The sequence below is a fragment of the Scandinavium sp. genome (genome assembly GCF_051650185.1).
Classification (GTDB): Bacteria; Pseudomonadota; Gammaproteobacteria; order Enterobacterales; family Enterobacteriaceae; genus Scandinavium.
This window is the reverse complement of sequence record NZ_JBOFIN010000108.1, coordinates 1-15,794: the sequence shown is the minus strand read 5'-3', so window position 1 is coordinate 15,794 and position 15,794 is coordinate 1. Positions and strand designations below refer to the sequence as shown.

Sequence of the window (15,794 nt, the reverse complement as noted above, 5' to 3'; positions counted from 1 at the left end):
GCTTAAATGGCTGGTTCAGTTAATGCTGGTAGCATCGTTTATGATGTTGATATGGATCTGGCTGGTCTTCTTCGCTCCCAGCGACAGTTAAGCGACAGTCTGAATGGCATGAATCGCGGATTCGACCAGTCAACAAAAGCAATCAACAACACAGAGCGCAGCGTTTCGGGCGCGGAGCGTTCATTCTCAGCGTTAACAAAAATTGCTGGTGCTCTTACTTCCGCGTTATCCGTTCAGCAGGTGTCTCAATACGCCGATGCATGGGTGGTCGTTAATAACAAACTATCCAATGCCATTCGCCCGACCGAAGAATTGGCTGACGTTACCCAGCGTGTTTTTGATATTTCCCAGCAAACCAGAAGCAGCCTGGAAGCGACAGCAACTCTTTATGCACGCCTTGAGCGGGCAACGCGCAGCGCTGGCACAAGCACAGAAGATCTGACAAGACTCACTGAGACCATCAACAAGGGTTTAGCTGTCTCCGGCGCTACCGCCGAAGAAGCAAGCTCAACAATGATCCAGTTGTCTCAGGCTCTTGCGTCCGGCGTTCTGCGTGGCGAGGAATTTAACTCGATTTCCGAGAACGGCAGCAGACTTGCCGTTGCCTTGTCAGATTCCCTTGGTGTAACCGTAGGGCAACTACGCGCTATGGCTGCCCAGGGTCAACTAACCACCGATGTCGTGGTGAAAGGTCTGCTGTCTCAGGGGGATCAAATTGCCAAGGAGTTTTCCAATACCTCGGTTACATTGGGCCAAGCTTTCTCTGTAGCCACCAACAACGTGACGAAGTTCGTAGGTGAATCATCATCTATCAAATCGGTATATGCCGGGGCAAGTAGTGCCATCATCACGATCAGCGAAAATCTTGATGCTTTATCAGGTGTAATTGCTATTGCAGCGACAGTGCTTGGCAGCCGATTTGTCGGTGCGCTGGCAATGGCAACAGCAGAGAAAGCGAAATCTGCTATAGCCGCAAGGGCTCTTGCCGTTGCTGACAATCAGGCTGCGCAGTCAGCATCACTTGCAGCGGCAGCCGAGCTAAGAAGTGCCGAAGCGGCAAAAGTCAGATCGCTTGAAGAAGTTCGACTTGCGCAGATGATGAAGTCCACGGCAATAAGCGCGACCAGCCTTGCAGCAGCAGAGGAAGCGTTGTCTGCTGCGAGAATGGCTGCCGCTACTGCCACGGGGCGTTATAACACTGCTCTGGTGGCTAATAAGGTTGCACAGGATGCAGCCACTGCGGCGGCTTCAAGGGCGTCAGTAGCGAGCGGACTTCTGAAAGGTGCACTGGGTTTGATCGGTGGCCCGGCAGGTGCGGCTATGCTGGCTGGTGCTGCGATTTACTACTTCTGGCAGAAAGCACAGGAAGCCAGACAGGAAGCTATCAAGCTCGCCGACTCGGTTGATGGTCTGACGAATAAAATGAAAGACATGTCTCAGGTGCAGTTGTCATCTGAGATAGCCAAACTTCGCGCCACCATCCCGGAACTGACTGACGCCGTCAATGATGCTCAGGATGCATACGACAAAGCAACCAATAAAGTTAAAGATTATCAGAAGGAAATCGACAACTGGGGAACTGCTACAAAACGCGGCAGACAAGCTCAGGAGGCAATGGCATCAGCGCTGGATAATCAGGCCATTGCAGCAGACGATCTTTCATCCGCTCAGAACAGATTATCCAGAGTCAACAGCACTGTTGGCATTGCTCAGGCGGAGTTAAACGGACAACTCAAACAGGGTATAGACCTTCTTCAGCGCAACGGACAAGAAACTGGAGTCGTTGCTGGCCTGATGAATCAGCTTGGTAAGTCTCTGAATTTTGCATCTGCTGCCAAGGCGCGTTTTAATTCTCAATCCCTGAAAGTTGAAAGACCAGCAAACGTCCAGGCTTACCTTGATAAACAAGAACAGCAAATTGAACTGCAGAGCGAACTAAATGACAGGAAGCGCGAGCAACTTAAGGCTGAACAAGAAATTCGCGCCATTGGCGGTAGCGAAGCTGATGTCAGAATGGCGCGTGAACGCGCTGGCGCTGAATATGATGCGGTAGCCGCACAAAAGGCACACACAAAAGCGCAGAAGGATGGTGAGGGAGAATCGAAAAAATCAGCAGCGGCTACTGAATCGGTAATTCAGAAACTGGCAAATCTGAAACAACAATCTGAATTGTCAGCGGACTCAACTGCAAACCTGAGCCGCGAGCAGGCCATTCTCACTGCGCAACAATCCCTGGGCAAATCTGCAACTCAAGAGCAGATCGCGCTGGCCGGGAAATATGCCGCGGCGAAGTGGGATACTGCCAATGCCATCAAAGCACAAGCAGCCGCTGAAAAACTGCTGCCAGAGAACGCTGAGAATGCACGCTACAAGCAGGATGTACAGGATCTGAATACTGCGCTGAATGCGAAGAAAATAAACCAGGAGCAGTTCAATCAGACACAAGAACGGCTCGAAGCAACGCATCAGACCAATCTTGCGAAGATTCGCGCTGATCAGGCTGTTACGCCAGCTCAGGAGGCTGCAGGGGCTGTCGATCCGGTTCAGGCGTTAGCTAATCAGCACGAGAAGCAACTGGCGCTTATCACGCAATACGAGCAGCAAGGCGTTATTACTCACCAGAACGCGCTGGCGCAGAAAAACGCAGCCGACACGCTCTATGAGCAGCAGCGCAATGCGGCGATGTGGGAATTATGGAAGAACCAGAGCCAAGCGAATCAGATTCTCGCTGCCGGTTTTGAATCCCTTGCCGGTAATGCCTCCAACGCCTTCACCGGCATCATTACCGGGAGCATGTCAGCTCAGGAGGCGATGTCCTCTCTCGCAAGCAATGCCCTGAACAGCCTGATCAACGGGTTCGTTCAGATGGGTGTTGAGTGGGTTAAATCAGCGATAACTGGTGCCGCAGCTCAGTCGGCCGCCGTGGCCACCACTACCGCAGCTCAAACTGCAGGCCTGGCGACCACTACTGCGGCCAGCGTTTCCTCAGCTGCTGCAACTACCGCGGCATGGACTCCGGCGGCGCTGGTTGCCTCAGTTGGTTCATTCGGTGGTGCCGCGGCGATTGGTCTTGGTGCGCTGGTTGCGGCGTTTGCCGCGAGTAAGGCTCTTGCTGGTAAGCGTAAGAACGGTGGCCCGGTATCTGCTGGCTCCATGTATCAGGTAGGTGAGGGCGGCATGCCCGAAATCTACCGCGCCAGCAATGGCAATCAGTACATGATCCCAGGCGATAACGGTTCGGTCATCAGCAATAAGGACATGCAGGGAGGCGGTGGACAGATGGCGGTGAATATCATTTTCAATGACTACTCATCGAGCCAGCACAGCTTCGATGCGCAGGCGTCGCAGGACGGCAACACGCTCACTGTCCAGGCCTTCATTCAGGACATGGACCGAGGCGGCCCAATGCGTCAGTCAATCACCCGCAATACCAGCGCCACGCCACGAGCAACGGAGTAACTATGCCGATCCCTTACCCAGACTGGCTGCCTCTGGCGCAGAAGTCGAAGACACCAAAGCCTGACACAGGATTCAGGACGGATCAGCCGCAGGTTGGCGCGCCAATCTTTCAAAAGCTAACTGACGACCTGAAGACCGGTTTCTCGTTGACGTGGATTTTCACGCTGGCAGAACACCGGGCCTTCATGCAGTGGATTCGGAGCCCGAATTATCTGGATAATTGCAATCAGTGGTTCACGATGCCAATCGGCATTGGTTCTGGACCATATGGTGAGCCAGAGATGCAGGAGTTGCATTTCACTGCATATCCAACATGGGCTCAATCAGGCGGCGTATTCACATGGACTGGCGATGTCATCACCCGGAAGTTGCTCAACTCGGACGACGACTACGATGACATTGTCATTGAGCTACCGCCACCGTGGGCAAGTTTCCTCGATATCATCGTCACCGGCTATCCGGACGACCGTGACCCTGAATCCATCCCGAGGGTGCCGTAATGCCAACTTTCAGAGAGTACAAAAGTCAGCGCCCAGCGCGAATCCTGTACGAGACGATCACCATCAAGAACGACGTATTTGGGGAAATTAACCTGGTTGCTAATCAGGTATTCCCCAAGACGTTTGCAAGCAAAGCTTATCAGCCTTGCAGAATGGAGGTCGTAGAGAGTCAGCAGAGCAATACGCCGGTTATAGGCGCGTCGCTCAAGTTCGGCCGCCTGGCAATGGACTTCAAACAGGCGCTGAAGAAATGGAAGGCGTTCGCGCGTATCACCCCAATTGCTGTTACCTACAAGCGATTTGACCAGGCTGATATGAACACGCCCCTGAAGCCTTGGACACTGTATGTCAACGACACTTCAATGGACCAAAACGACGTTACTTGTGATTTGACGCTGAAAAACCCGTTAAACAACAACGTCAGCCCGTTGTATTCACCAGAGCTTTTCTCAGGGCTTAAAAATGCTTAAACAGGACTTCGTCGACAGGTTTTCTGGCCTGCCGTGGGCTAACCGTGCCTGCAGTTTTGAAGCGGTCGATTGCTGGGGCCTCGTTGTGATGTATTACCGGCTTGTTCTTGGTCTGGAGATCCACCATTCACCGGACTACGAAGCCGGGCATGACTTCCACACCTGCTTTTCTGACGAGGTCCTCTTCTGGGAGAAGACGGATATTTTTCACGAAGACGGCATTTTCGTCGCCTGGTACGGCGGACAGCCAGCGCATGTTGGGCTGATTATTAACGGCGAGGCATTTCACAGCAGGTGCGAGGGCGGACATGTTCGTTCTGACCCGGTGCGAACCATTCAGCGTCTTTTCACAAAAGTAGAGTTCTATTCCTATGCCGATTATCGAGATTCAACGAGTGCCAGGGCTTCCGAAGGAACGCGTGCAGGCACCGATGGGGAAACCATTTCACGAGTGGCTTGAAACACAGAATCTGCACTCCGATGTCCGAATCAACGTTAACGGCAGGGAGTTGAGTGATGACGATGATATCGGCTTCCACCTGAAGGAATCGGATCGTGTCATCATCTTTGACCAGCCGAAAGGTGGCAGTTTTATCAAAGGAAGCGCCTTGGTTTTGGGGATGTTCACCTATAAGCAAGACATCAAGCTTATAGGAAAGGTGATGTCGAAACTGATATCCCAGCCAAACGCATCAGGAGTGAGCTCAAAAACCTCGCCAAACAACTCGGTAAAAGGCCAGACGAATATAGCCCGAAACGGAGAAGCGCGACCAGATAGCTATGGTCTGGTCAGGTCTTTTCCTGACCTGATTCAGGAAAGCCTTTTCGAGTACACCGATAACCTGAAGTACGTGACTGAGTACATGGACTTTGGGCTGGGAACGTATGACGCTTCATCCATCCGTTACTCCGAGTCTAACCTAGGGTCAATGGCTGGTGCGTCATACCATATCTACAATCCTGGAGAAGTCATCGGCCAAATTAATGAAGGCTATCAGTTCGATGATATCGACGGTCAGGAAGTGCCAGGCAGAAACGAGTCCGACGATTTCCCGATCGAAACCGCTACCGCGACGACTGTCGTAAGTGGGCAGTACGCTGGCGGTCAAATCCTGATGAAAATCGTTAAGCAGGCTTCGTTCGATTACTTCATGGGGCTGGCACTGCCACACCCGGTCACTTTCACGATAAACATCACGTATCCGGTGCCGGGTGGCACGAAGACTGAAGACATCAATGTTTCAGCTAACCTGACCGCAGTCGCAACGACGAATGACGGCGCGGTGATCAACCCGGTTATCTATTACAACTTCACGTTCAGTAACCTTGTCGGCCCGTCTGACATCGACATCACTACGGCCACGATTAACACCACCAAGTTCATTCTGAACGACAACGGCGCTCTGATTGTGGGACCGTTTTTCTCTCCAGTGGACTCGACTTTTTTATGGATTCACACCCAGTCACCACTGGGGCCAAAGAGCGAAACGAACTGGCAAGTAACTATCTGGAAGGTGGATCAGGACAACAACCAGATCCCCGGCACTACCCAGACATTCACCTACCGCCAGACGACGCCGCACGACTCATCGAGCGAGGTTTTCTACCGGACAGATAAGCTGACACCGACGGGCGGCTACGGTCGCTATGCCATCTCGCTGCAGCGCACGGACAACAGCTCAGATAACTCGAGACTGAAGATTGAAGCCATCCATGCGGTTAACGTCAGGTCAAATGTCACCTATCCGGACGACACTATCGTGCGTGTCACGGTACGGCAGACCAAGGAGGCGACGAGTTCGCGTGAAAGGAAGTACAACGCCCTGATTGGTCGACACGTCATCAGCTACGACATGACGACGCAAAAGGTCGACTACACCGAGCGATATTCCCGCAAGTTCGCCGACTCAGCGCTACATAACTGGCTGATTCGCGGGCAACAGCCCGAAGACACGATCGACATCTACGGGTTGTACCAGATTCAGGCCGAGATTGACGCCATCGACCCGAGGCTCGGTCAGTTCGACTACACCTTCGACGATGAGGATGTGTCACTGGGTGCGCGAATGCAGATGATCTGCGACGCCGCCAGCGTCAGCATCTTCTGGGATGACGGCGTATTGTCATTTGCCCGCGACAAAAAACAGACGGCACCGGCTACCATCTTTAACCGCAGCAATACGGTCGAAACTGGCTATTCAATCAGCTACGACATGACACTGCCAGGCGGTTTTGATGGGGTTGAAGTGCAGTACCGTAATCCCACGACAAATAAGCAGGACTTCATTAGTTATCGCATTCAGAACGGGGCCATCGTCTCCGGCACGCCAGTGAAGGCGAAGAAGTTCGAGATGATGTACATCAGAGACACGTTCCAGGCGGATGAGAGGGCGCTTAGGGAGTGCAAGCGGCTTATCTACTCACGCATGACGATGTCCATGACGGCGCTGGCAGATGGTGAATGGGTGAATGTGGGCCAGATGGTTCAGGTGCCAGACACATACGACACCAACCAGCAGGCCGGTTACATCACTGCGCGGAACGGGAACGACTTTGACACGAGTGAGCGCATCAGTTTCTCAGGCACGATGTTTGTGACTGTCACAGACTCGCTCGGTAACACGACTCAGCGCTACCCGGCGACTCAGCGCAGCGATACGGCGTTCGGATTCACTGCCGCAATACCAAATATCAGCCTCAACATTTACGACGGCTACGATGTTCAGTCGCCGTCACGCTATGTCATCGCAACATCAACGGAAATGGATGCAACGCAGTGGACGATCACCGCCAAGCAGCCAAACAGTGACGGAACCACAGCTTTAACGCTGGAAGAATACAGCGACCTTATCTATTCGTAACCAAACCATCCAACTATCAGGCCAGCCATCGCGCTGGCCTTTTTTATGGGCGAAATATGACTACTACACCTACCCAACTGGCCGTGCCAAGTGAAAAACCTCAGGATCTGAAGTTCAACGCCGGTAAAATCGATGAGTTTGTTACCTCAGATGAGCACGAATATGTTGACAGATTTGGCAATTCGCATCGTACAATTGCTGGAATAAATTACGATGCAAATCAGGCAATTCTGAATTATGGCTATATCACGAAGGATTCTTTTGAAGATGGCAGCACCCTTAGCACTGCTAACGAGTGCCTGCGCTGGAAGAGCAACGGGGAGTACTACAGATGGGACGGAGCCTTCCCCAAAGTAGTTCCCCCTGGTTCTACGCCAGATAGCACCGGGGGAATTGGCGAAGGGAAATGGGTTAGCGTCGGAGATGCCGCTCTACGCACCGAGTTGGCCAATGGACAATATCGCAGCGATGCAACGGCTATCAAATACGTACCTGGTGTAGTGATTGATGATACGACAGATAACCGGTCTGCGATCTATGCATTCTCGGGGCCGGTTTATATCCCGAAGGGTGTTCAATTGCGCTGCAATTTTCAGCCGAATGATGACGTCACAAAATTTGTCGGCGAAGGAAAAATTTTGACTCGCGATCCATGGGGAAATGAGCATGTATTCGACGTGTCACTGGCAACGCAAGGTAGCAAATTTACTGGTAAGCAACTCATTGCTCAGGCACACAGAAAACAGGTGTCGTGTAACGTCGGTGTAATCGGTGATTCAATTACAGATGGAGAATTTGGCTGGAATTGGTCACGAACAGATGGAAGATGGCAGGAAAATCCAAAGGAAAGCAGTGGCGAGAGGAATTTAACGTCAACGAATTACGATCATAATCAGAGTGGTGGTAGCGGTAGCTGGTTCCACACTTTCATTGATTGGATGAACTCGATGGCTGGGGTTGGGTACACTCGCAGTACGCCAATCTATTTTGGAAGAAATTGTGCGGCGGCTGGGCAACAACTTGCTGACGGATGGGCTTATCGCAATTTTGATTATGGCTTTTTCCAGAACGTTGCATACGGGAACAAAGCCCCGGATGTTTTGCTTTTAAGTATGGGTTTCAACGATGATCTTAGTATCGGGTCCATGTCATTTGACGATTACTTGACTAAATATGAACAGTTCATCGCTAAAGCGTGGGGATATGGTTGTGCTGTAATTCTTGTCTCAATGACATCTGTTAACTCAAATAACCGTACACTGGAAAGTGCAGTAAAACGACATTTAGTCCATAAGTACCCAATTTTGGATTTCATTGATTTAGGGGAGGCACACGATCGCTTCTCTGACATGAACATCGACAACACTATTTCAGAGAAATATGTTGATCAAGATAATGCATCTGCATTCAGCATGATTCATCCACGTCAAAAAGTTCATGAATACTGGGGGGCGTTCGCGGCAAAAGAATGCAAACCTGAAAGCGCTATTTTTGCCAAACCAATGACCACTTTACAGAACCCAATGTCTAAAAGTGGGTTCTGTATTGATGGTTCATTAAATGTATATACACCATCGTTGGCAAAGTACTCCACAGCGAAACTAGGGGTGTTCGGAACCGACGTTCTCCCATCAGTTTTCCTTTCTGCTGCAGGAACGGTTAGGGTTTTCTATCACATTTGGGTAGAAGAAGAAGTTATCGAGCTTTATCAGCGAGGGTGGCTTGAATCTGGACCATCAAGAACTTCATTCAGTGATTCAGTTTATGTTACTGCACAAGATATTCGCCGCGACAGAGTAAGATACAATGGTGTGTTCTTTGGAAGGACTGGATTTTCAGGAGCGGTAGAAGTTAACTATGTCGGTGGCTTAAGGGCTGGAATGAACTTAGTGCAAATGTCTATTGACGGGTCGATCACAACAGGGATAATTCCTGAAATTGTGTTCGGTAAGACTTGCAGTCAGTTAGCCATTAGCGGATCACAAAGTCAGACTAAAAGGATATCCAAACAGATCGTATCTTCTTCCTCATCGCTTACCGTCAGGGATACAGGATTTGGTAAGATTGAGAATCCACGGCGATGCTTGATGTCTGGGGACCTGGCTGGTAACTACCTGCCAACTTTTAGTAATTCAGGCGTTCCGTTTGACATGAGTCTGAGGATATTCAGAGCTAGCTTGAACGCAGGATTCATGTTCTGCTTCAACCACAACTCAGCCATTCTCTTGCATGCAACCACTTCCACTTCAGGCGGATCTACAGTACCGGCCATTCGGCTCGTTATACTAAACTATAACGTTTCGACAGGAGTGTTTACTGAGGGTACTCAATTAGCGTTGATCGCAACTGATAAGTACGATGGTTGGGTCATTAACTTTGAACGTGCATACCCTGAAAGCTCAAGCACAATAACCTTGATATCTCCAGATGGGAATAGCGTTACAAACTACAATGTCAATGCAAACACATCTTTTATGAGGGGAGGATTCCCTTGTTTGGCAGCTACACTGGGTACTGGGACAATATTATTTGATGCGGAGCTATCAGTTACGCTAAAAGCGTGACTATGGAATGAATTAATAATAAATACCCACCCTCAAATTTAGGTGGGTATTTAACTAAAGGAGGCTTTGTTATTTTGTTGTTTTTTTGATAGGATCTGAAATCATTTAATAAAAATCACATTTTAAATTATGACAAAGCACATAAGGTTCAATCACTTAGATGGACTAAGAGGCATTGCCGCACTGCTCGTGGTTTTCTCGCATATGCAACAATTCTTTGGGGTTGCTATGGGAGATGACGGAAAATTCACCAATGAAGGTACGTTATATAGCCTTTACAGGATGTTCTTCAATGGTAACTTTTCTGTTTGCGTTTTCTTCGCATTAAGTGGGTTGGCTTTATTAGTGGCATTCGATAGAAATTATGACATGGCTGTCATCAGAACATCGGTCACGAAAAGATATTTGAGATTAACACCGTTGGTGTTTGTGTCTGTTATATTCTGTACCGTTTTATTTTCATTAGATGCTTATAGGTTCGTGCAGGCTAATGAAGTTATTCAATCTGGAAAATGGTTAAATACTGTTTTCCCCAAGGAAATGAATTACCAGGAAGCTATATATCAAGGCGTTATTGGCGCATATGCTGGTGATTTCTCATATAATGGTGTGCTGTGGACGATATCTAAGGAATTAATCGGTTCTATTTTCCTCCTTGGGCTTGCTGGGATTTTTTACAAAGAAAAATATTACGGTGTAATTGTCCTTATCATATCTATTTATCTGTGGGTATTCCACTCCAATGAAGGTGCGTATTATTCATTGTTCTTTTTGGGCAGTTTAATATTAAGATACAAAAAAACATCGCTGTGTCCATCTTTGTTTATTGCTGCTGGTTTGTTCCTTGGCGTGCAAAATGAATATTCATCATTTTTCCTTTGGTGCTACCATTCATTAAAAGATAATGGAATTGGAACATATGTAGAGCTTGGATTGAGCATGCGTTGTATTGGTGCATTATTCCTTGTATATGGAGTGTTTCATTCTGAGAAAGCTGCTTCCGTACTTGGATGTAAGCCACTAAAATGTCTTGGTGATATTTCATTCTCTCTTTACGTTATACATTTGGCGTTTGTTGGTAGTTTTGCCTGTTGGTTCTTCCTTGCAATGCAGGATGTAATTGGATTCAAATTGTCTGGGATGCTAGCCATCATCCTGACTACATTGATCTCCGTTGTCGTTTCGCACCTCCTTTGGCGCTGGATAGATATTCCTTCTCAGAAATATGCTTCATTTATAGCCAAAAAAATAGAAAATAAAAAGCACGTGGTAGTGAGTGAAAACTCTGAATTACCAAATAGTTAAATAACTCGCAACTGACAATGATATAGCCCACTACGGTGGGCTTTTTTGCTCAAGCCCCTTGATCTATTGCCTCGATAAATAATGCTGTATATGCATGGGTCTTCCCTTGTTGTGGTGGCTGAAGGCATGATAACTGTAGGTTTTATCTCCAGAGATCATCATGGACGAGAAGTCACTCTATGCTCATATCCTGAACCTGTCCGCTCCGTGGCAGGTTAAATCCCTTTCTCTTGATGAAAACGCTGGATCTGTCACCGTTGTTGTCGGGATAACCAAAAATACACAGCTAATCTGCCCAACATGTGGGCAACCTTGCCCTGTTCACGATCACCGCCATCGCAAATGGCGTCATCTTGATACCTGCCAGTTCATGACAGTCGTTGAGGCGAATGTTCCCCGGGTCATGTGCCCAAACCATGGATGCCAGACGTTACCCGTTCCCTGGGCTGGCCCCGGTAGCCGGTATACATTATTGTTTGAATCGTTCGTTCTTTCCTGGCTGAAAATCAGCACTGTTGATGCGGTAAGAAAGCAGCTTAAACTTAGCTGGAATGCTGTTGACGGTATTATGACCCGGGCAGTTAAACGTGGTCTTGCCCGAATAAAAAAACCGCTATCAGCCCGGCATATGAATGTGGACGAAGTTGCATTCAAAAAAGGGCACCGGTACATCACTGTGATATCCGATCGCGAGGGACGAGCGCTGGCACTAACGGATGATCGGGGAACTGAAAGCCTTGCCAGCTATCTTCGTACTCTCACCGACAGCCAGTTAGAGGCCGTCAAAACGTTCTCAATGGATATGAATGCTGGGTATATCAGGGCGGCACGTATCCATCTTCCGGGAGCAGTAGGGAAAATCGCCTTTGATCGCTTCCATGTGGCAAAGCAGCTGGGTGAAATAGTTGATAAGACACGGCAGAACGAGCATCCCCGGCTTCCGGTAGAAAGCCGCCGTCAGGCAAAAGGAACCCGCTTCCTGTGGCAATACAACGATAAATGGATGACAGAGCCCCGGCAGGAAAAACTGGCATGGCTGAGAGAGCAGATGCAACTGACCAGTCAGTGCTGGGTACTGAAAGAACTGGCTAAAGATATCTGGAACCGCCCATGGAGTGACAAACGCCGCGCAGACTGGCAGCAATGGATAGCACTGGCGAGAAGTTGCGATGTGCCGGTAATGAGAAACATGGCAGGAACCATCACGAAAAGGTTATACGGAATACTAAACGCAATGCGATACAGCGTCTCAAATGGCAATGCCGAAGCACTGAACAGCAAAATAAGGTTGTTGAGGATAAAAGCCAGGGGATACCGAAACCGGGAACGTTTTAAGCTGGGTGTAATGTTCCACTACGGTAAACTGGATATGGCATTCTAGGTCCTTCATTAAATCAATTACAAAACAATAGGTTAAAAACATGCTCGCGAGTCTAAACCATATAACTCTAGCCGTCAGAAATGTTGACGTCAGTTATAATTTTTATGCTGGAATACTTGGATTTACTCCACGAGCAAAATGGCAATCTGGGGCATATTTGTCTTTAGGAGAGCTTTGGCTTTGCTTATCTGTCGATGATGTTGCTCCAAAACAGGACTATACACATTACGCATTCACCATCGCAGAAGACGCCATACCAGCATTCAGGATGAAACTGCAAAAATCTGGGGTCGTTGAATGGAAAAACAATCATAGCGAGGGTGAGTCAATTTACTTTTTAGATCCTGATGGACACAAACTTGAAGTTCATTGCGGCAGCCTGAAATCCAGACTGATGTCGTGCCAAGAAAATCCGTACGATGGCATGATATTTTTTGAGTAGCTGATCGTGGACCCACCATGATCGGGGAAGACCCATATGCATACAGTGTATTGAGGGCGCAAGCATGAACTTTCCATCCCCAGCAGCAGACTACACGAGCGGCCGCCACCCGGTGCCTGGACAGGATATGGCAGGACGGACACCGTTATCAGAAAGGTAAGCGTCCAGCGAGGGCCGTCTGGTCATAATCTGAAGCATCCGACAAAGTGGTGTCCACCAAATAAGTAGTGGGAACCAAAGTGTCAGATATCCAGAAAAATATGACTCCCGGCAGGCGTAAAGGCTGCACTAATTATTCTCCTGAGTTTAAGCAGCAGCTCGTTGCTGCTTCCTGCGAACCCGGGATATCCATCTCAAAACTGGCGCTCGAAAATGGCATCAACGCCAATCTGTTGTTCAAATGGCGCCAACAATGGCGCGAGGGAAAGCTGCTATTATCTTCTTCAGAGAGCCCTCAGCTACTTCCAGTGACTCTCGATACAGCTGCCGTACAGCCAGAACCGCCCGCAGAGGTCCCGGAAACCCTCAGTATCAGCTGTGAGGTAACGTTCCGGCACGGGACGCTCCGCCTCAACGGCACTGTCAGCGAAAAGCTTCTGACTCTGCTGATACAGGAACTGAAGCGATGATCCCGTTACCTTCCGGGACAAAAATCTGGCTGGTTGCCGGTATTACCGATATGAGAAACGGCTTCAATGGGCTGGCTGCAAAAGTGCAGAAGGCGCTGAAAGACGATCCGATGTCCGGGCATGTCTTCATCTTCCGCGGCCGCAGTGGCCGCCGGTCATGAATGTCTACCAGACCTTTGTCTGCTGCAGACGTCACAATCAAGAACCCCTCAGCCTCATCACCGCGTTCGAATGGCGTGCTGCCGATCGCCGCCATGAATATTGGTTTACCGTCGGCCCGGTAGATGAAATAGGGCTGTTTAACGCTGCCATCCTTCTTCCATTCAAACCAGCCATCAGCAAAGCAAATCGCACGGCCATGTTGCCAGAGCGGTTTAAACATGCGGCTCGTCGCTGCCGTCTCGACGCGCGCGTTAATCAGCGGCGGCTTATCCCACCAGCCGGGCGCATAACTCCAGATAACAGGATCCAGATGCAGTTGCTCGTCGCGTTCGCTAAGCAAAAGCACTTTGGTGCCAGGCGCGACGTTGTACCGGCCAATTGGATCCGGGTCATAGGGAATGTCGCACTCGGCTTCTTCAGCCAAGTATGCCAGATACTCTTCACGGGTTTGGGCTTGTGCAAAACGTCCACACATAGGCAACCTCCAGTCGTTGAGACTGAAAGTATAGGGGAAGGGGAGGTAAGGCGGGGTAATGGGGCATGTATGGGGCACAAAACACCATTCGTTCTAAGGTGAACTTAGACGACTGACGTTTTCGCGGGCTCTAACCATCTGTTGTTTAATGCGCTCTTGGACGATCTTTGTCGATTATGAAAAACACATGGTCATATGATGAGCATGCAGGTGTAGGTTGCATAACCTACTGAATATTATTATTTATTAACATCCGATCCCATTGCGTGGGGCAAACATGGTTAACACCGACGCCGCCAGTTATGGACGATAATGCCACCATTGAACTATTTTCAGTTGCTGGGCATCTGGAACCGTTAGTGACCAGACAGTCTTGAGGACATTGCAGGAGTACATTCATACGCAATGTATAATGAGATGATTAGAGAAAAAGCCCGCAAGCAGAGCTTGCGGGCTTTTATTACTCGGTAACTCCGTTAAAAGCTTTATTGCCTGCGATCGCCGCATTTGCTGCGGATTTTGGCAAAGCTTTGGTGCTTAAAACAGGCACACGAGTCAGAATGAAACGAACATCATCAGCGTTTATGGCGATGTTGTTGTCTCGGAATGTGCCCGCAATAGCATTTGCACCCATACCAGCTGCATCCATTTCAACGATGCGGTTGATATTGCCATGAAGTGCAAGGTGTTCTCTTACTTTCATGCTCAACCCTTACATTTAAATGAGCCATCAAGATGATGGTCAACAAAGATGTTGGGATCATTTCTCAATTTGAAAGTGAGGGCGATAAAAATTTTAAAGTTCGACATCATCATAGGCTCGCCTGACCTAATGGTGAAACATTCACGGGCAAGATGTCTCGACATCAGCCTGAGTTGGTTAACGGCTGTGTTCCACACCTGGCGATGTGCAGTTCGTGTAATTCACGCCTGATGTGATGAATGCTGAAAAGGGCGGCTAGCCGCCCTTAGTTTCAACCTCTGGCCTCGCGTCCTTCCTCGTCCTCCAGAACGCGGTATCGCCAATATTTATCTGGCTTAACCCAAACGACGTTTTCCCCACTATCAACTCTGAATTTATTGATCACTTTTGTTGAAAGCACTTGATTGCCATCTGCATTCTCTTTGAGATGCTGCTCGTTGCTTGCTTTAACGAGGTAATCGACAACGTCTTGCTGATAAAGGCAACCATCTCCTGATAGAACTGTCATCATCCAAGATGCAACATCAATCACAGATAGTTTTAGAGCGTTTGGGTTTATGGCTTTGGGTTAGTTGAAGTCAAAGATTCTTCCGGAAAGACTCCGTGCTCAAGTTTTTTTCCAGAGAACCACTGACATTTATATTCACCGGTTTGATACCAACCAGTACCTGATTCAAAGTCTCGAAGGAGCTCGGCGATAGACATGCTAAATAGCTGCGCCTAATACCGCTACACTTTTGCCTGACCATGTTTTCCTCCGGGGAATGGGCTGACTGTTTCCATAAAATGGTGAACTTTTCTCAGCAGCTGCCACATTGTCCGGCACTGATGGTTTCGGGTTAT

General features: G+C 49.0%; 13 protein-coding genes and 3 pseudogenes. 11 read left to right on the top strand and 5 right to left on the bottom strand.

What is annotated here, in order from left to right:
* Positions 1-6 precede the first annotated feature (6 nt).
* The 11 genes and pseudogenes from ACRCWW_RS14120 to tnpB form a co-directional block, all read left to right on the top strand.
* A complete protein-coding gene (locus tag ACRCWW_RS14120; protein WP_438682970.1) occupies positions 7-3,459 on the top strand; it encodes a tape measure protein in 3,453 nt (1,150 codons plus the stop codon).
* Between the two features lie 2 nt (positions 3,460-3,461).
* Entirely contained in the window at positions 3,462-3,959 is a 498-nt protein-coding gene (locus tag ACRCWW_RS14115; RefSeq protein WP_438682969.1) for a hypothetical protein, read from the top strand.
* Entirely contained in the window at positions 3,959-4,429 is a 471-nt protein-coding gene (locus tag ACRCWW_RS14110) for a hypothetical protein (RefSeq protein WP_438682968.1), read from the top strand. The genes ACRCWW_RS14115 and ACRCWW_RS14110 overlap by 1 nt, the downstream gene beginning before the upstream one ends.
* A complete protein-coding gene (locus ACRCWW_RS14105; protein ID WP_438682967.1) occupies positions 4,422-4,889 on the top strand; it encodes an NlpC/P60 family protein in 468 nt (155 codons plus the stop codon). Before ACRCWW_RS14110 ends, ACRCWW_RS14105 begins: the two co-directional genes overlap by 8 nt.
* A complete protein-coding gene (locus ACRCWW_RS14100) occupies positions 4,801-7,290 on the top strand; it encodes a host specificity factor TipJ family phage tail protein (RefSeq protein WP_438682966.1) in 2,490 nt (829 codons plus the stop codon). The genes ACRCWW_RS14105 and ACRCWW_RS14100 overlap by 89 nt, the downstream gene beginning before the upstream one ends.
* A gap of 56 nt (positions 7,291-7,346) precedes the next feature.
* Positions 7,347-9,854, top strand: a complete 2,508-nt coding sequence (locus tag ACRCWW_RS14095; RefSeq protein WP_438682965.1) for a hypothetical protein — start codon at positions 7,347-7,349, stop codon at positions 9,852-9,854.
* Between the two features lie 129 nt (positions 9,855-9,983).
* The gene (locus ACRCWW_RS14090; protein ID WP_438682964.1) at positions 9,984-11,159 is read left to right on the top strand and encodes an acyltransferase family protein; all 1,176 of its coding nucleotides are present in this window, start codon (positions 9,984-9,986) and stop codon (positions 11,157-11,159) included.
* A gap of 160 nt (positions 11,160-11,319) precedes the next feature.
* Positions 11,320-12,540 carry an ISL3 family transposase gene (locus tag ACRCWW_RS14085; protein ID WP_438682963.1) on the top strand — a complete coding sequence of 407 codons (1,221 nt, stop codon included), beginning with the start codon at positions 11,320-11,322 and terminating at the stop codon, positions 12,538-12,540.
* A 40-nt stretch (positions 12,541-12,580) separates the two neighbouring features.
* Positions 12,581-12,982: a fosfomycin resistance glutathione transferase gene (fos, locus tag ACRCWW_RS14080; RefSeq protein ID WP_438682962.1), complete on the top strand. Its 402-nt coding sequence runs from the start codon at positions 12,581-12,583 to the stop codon at positions 12,980-12,982.
* 260 nt (positions 12,983-13,242) lie between these two features.
* Positions 13,243-13,611 carry an IS66-like element accessory protein TnpA gene (tnpA, locus tag ACRCWW_RS14075; RefSeq protein WP_438683079.1) on the top strand — a complete coding sequence of 123 codons (369 nt, stop codon included), beginning with the start codon at positions 13,243-13,245 and terminating at the stop codon, positions 13,609-13,611.
* Positions 13,608-13,763, top strand: a pseudogene (gene tnpB, locus ACRCWW_RS14070) (IS66 family insertion sequence element accessory protein TnpB); the annotation flags it as partial. The gene tnpA and the pseudogene tnpB, both read left to right, overlap by 4 nt.
* Here the strand turns inward: tnpB and ACRCWW_RS14065 are convergent.
* From ACRCWW_RS14065 to ACRCWW_RS14045, 5 genes and pseudogenes are all read right to left on the bottom strand, one after another.
* Positions 13,754-14,248: pseudogene (locus ACRCWW_RS14065) on the bottom strand (SOS response-associated peptidase family protein); the annotation flags it as partial. The pseudogenes tnpB and ACRCWW_RS14065 overlap by 10 nt on opposite strands.
* 460 nt (positions 14,249-14,708) lie before the next feature.
* On the bottom strand, positions 14,709-14,951 hold the full coding sequence (locus tag ACRCWW_RS14060) for a hypothetical protein (protein ID WP_438682961.1): 243 nt from the start codon (positions 14,949-14,951) through the stop codon (positions 14,709-14,711).
* A 271-nt stretch (positions 14,952-15,222) separates the two neighbouring features.
* Positions 15,223-15,483, bottom strand: coding sequence for a DUF6953 family protein (locus tag ACRCWW_RS14055; protein ID WP_438682960.1), 261 nt, complete (start codon positions 15,481-15,483; stop codon positions 15,223-15,225).
* Positions 15,484-15,506: 23 nt separating this feature from the next.
* Positions 15,507-15,656 carry a DUF2158 domain-containing protein gene (locus tag ACRCWW_RS14050; protein WP_438682959.1) on the bottom strand — a complete coding sequence of 50 codons (150 nt, stop codon included), beginning with the start codon at positions 15,654-15,656 and terminating at the stop codon, positions 15,507-15,509.
* A 24-nt stretch (positions 15,657-15,680) separates the two neighbouring features.
* A pseudogene (locus tag ACRCWW_RS14045) lies at positions 15,681-15,794 on the bottom strand (IS630 family transposase); the annotation flags it as partial.

Coding starts and splice junctions, on each gene's coding strand:
- ACRCWW_RS14115 (WP_438682969.1), top strand. CDS start 3,462: ATGCCGATCCCTTACCCAGACTGGCTGCCTCTGGCGCAGAAGTCGAAG.
- fos (WP_438682962.1), top strand. CDS start 12,581: ATGCTCGCGAGTCTAAACCATATAACTCTAGCCGTCAGAAATGTTGAC.
- ACRCWW_RS14060 (WP_438682961.1), bottom strand. CDS start 14,951: ATGAAAGTAAGAGAACACCTTGCACTTCATGGCAATATCAACCGCATC.
- ACRCWW_RS14120 (WP_438682970.1), top strand. CDS start 7: ATGGCTGGTTCAGTTAATGCTGGTAGCATCGTTTATGATGTTGATATG.
- ACRCWW_RS14110 (WP_438682968.1), top strand. CDS start 3,959: ATGCCAACTTTCAGAGAGTACAAAAGTCAGCGCCCAGCGCGAATCCTG.
- ACRCWW_RS14050 (WP_438682959.1), bottom strand. CDS start 15,656: ATGTCTATCGCCGAGCTCCTTCGAGACTTTGAATCAGGTACTGGTTGG.
- ACRCWW_RS14105 (WP_438682967.1), top strand. CDS start 4,422: ATGCTTAAACAGGACTTCGTCGACAGGTTTTCTGGCCTGCCGTGGGCT.
- ACRCWW_RS14090 (WP_438682964.1), top strand. CDS start 9,984: ATGACAAAGCACATAAGGTTCAATCACTTAGATGGACTAAGAGGCATT.
- ACRCWW_RS14085 (WP_438682963.1), top strand. CDS start 11,320: ATGGACGAGAAGTCACTCTATGCTCATATCCTGAACCTGTCCGCTCCG.
- ACRCWW_RS14100 (WP_438682966.1), top strand. CDS start 4,801: ATGCCGATTATCGAGATTCAACGAGTGCCAGGGCTTCCGAAGGAACGC.
- tnpA (WP_438683079.1), top strand. CDS start 13,243: ATGACTCCCGGCAGGCGTAAAGGCTGCACTAATTATTCTCCTGAGTTT.
- ACRCWW_RS14095 (WP_438682965.1), top strand. CDS start 7,347: ATGACTACTACACCTACCCAACTGGCCGTGCCAAGTGAAAAACCTCAG.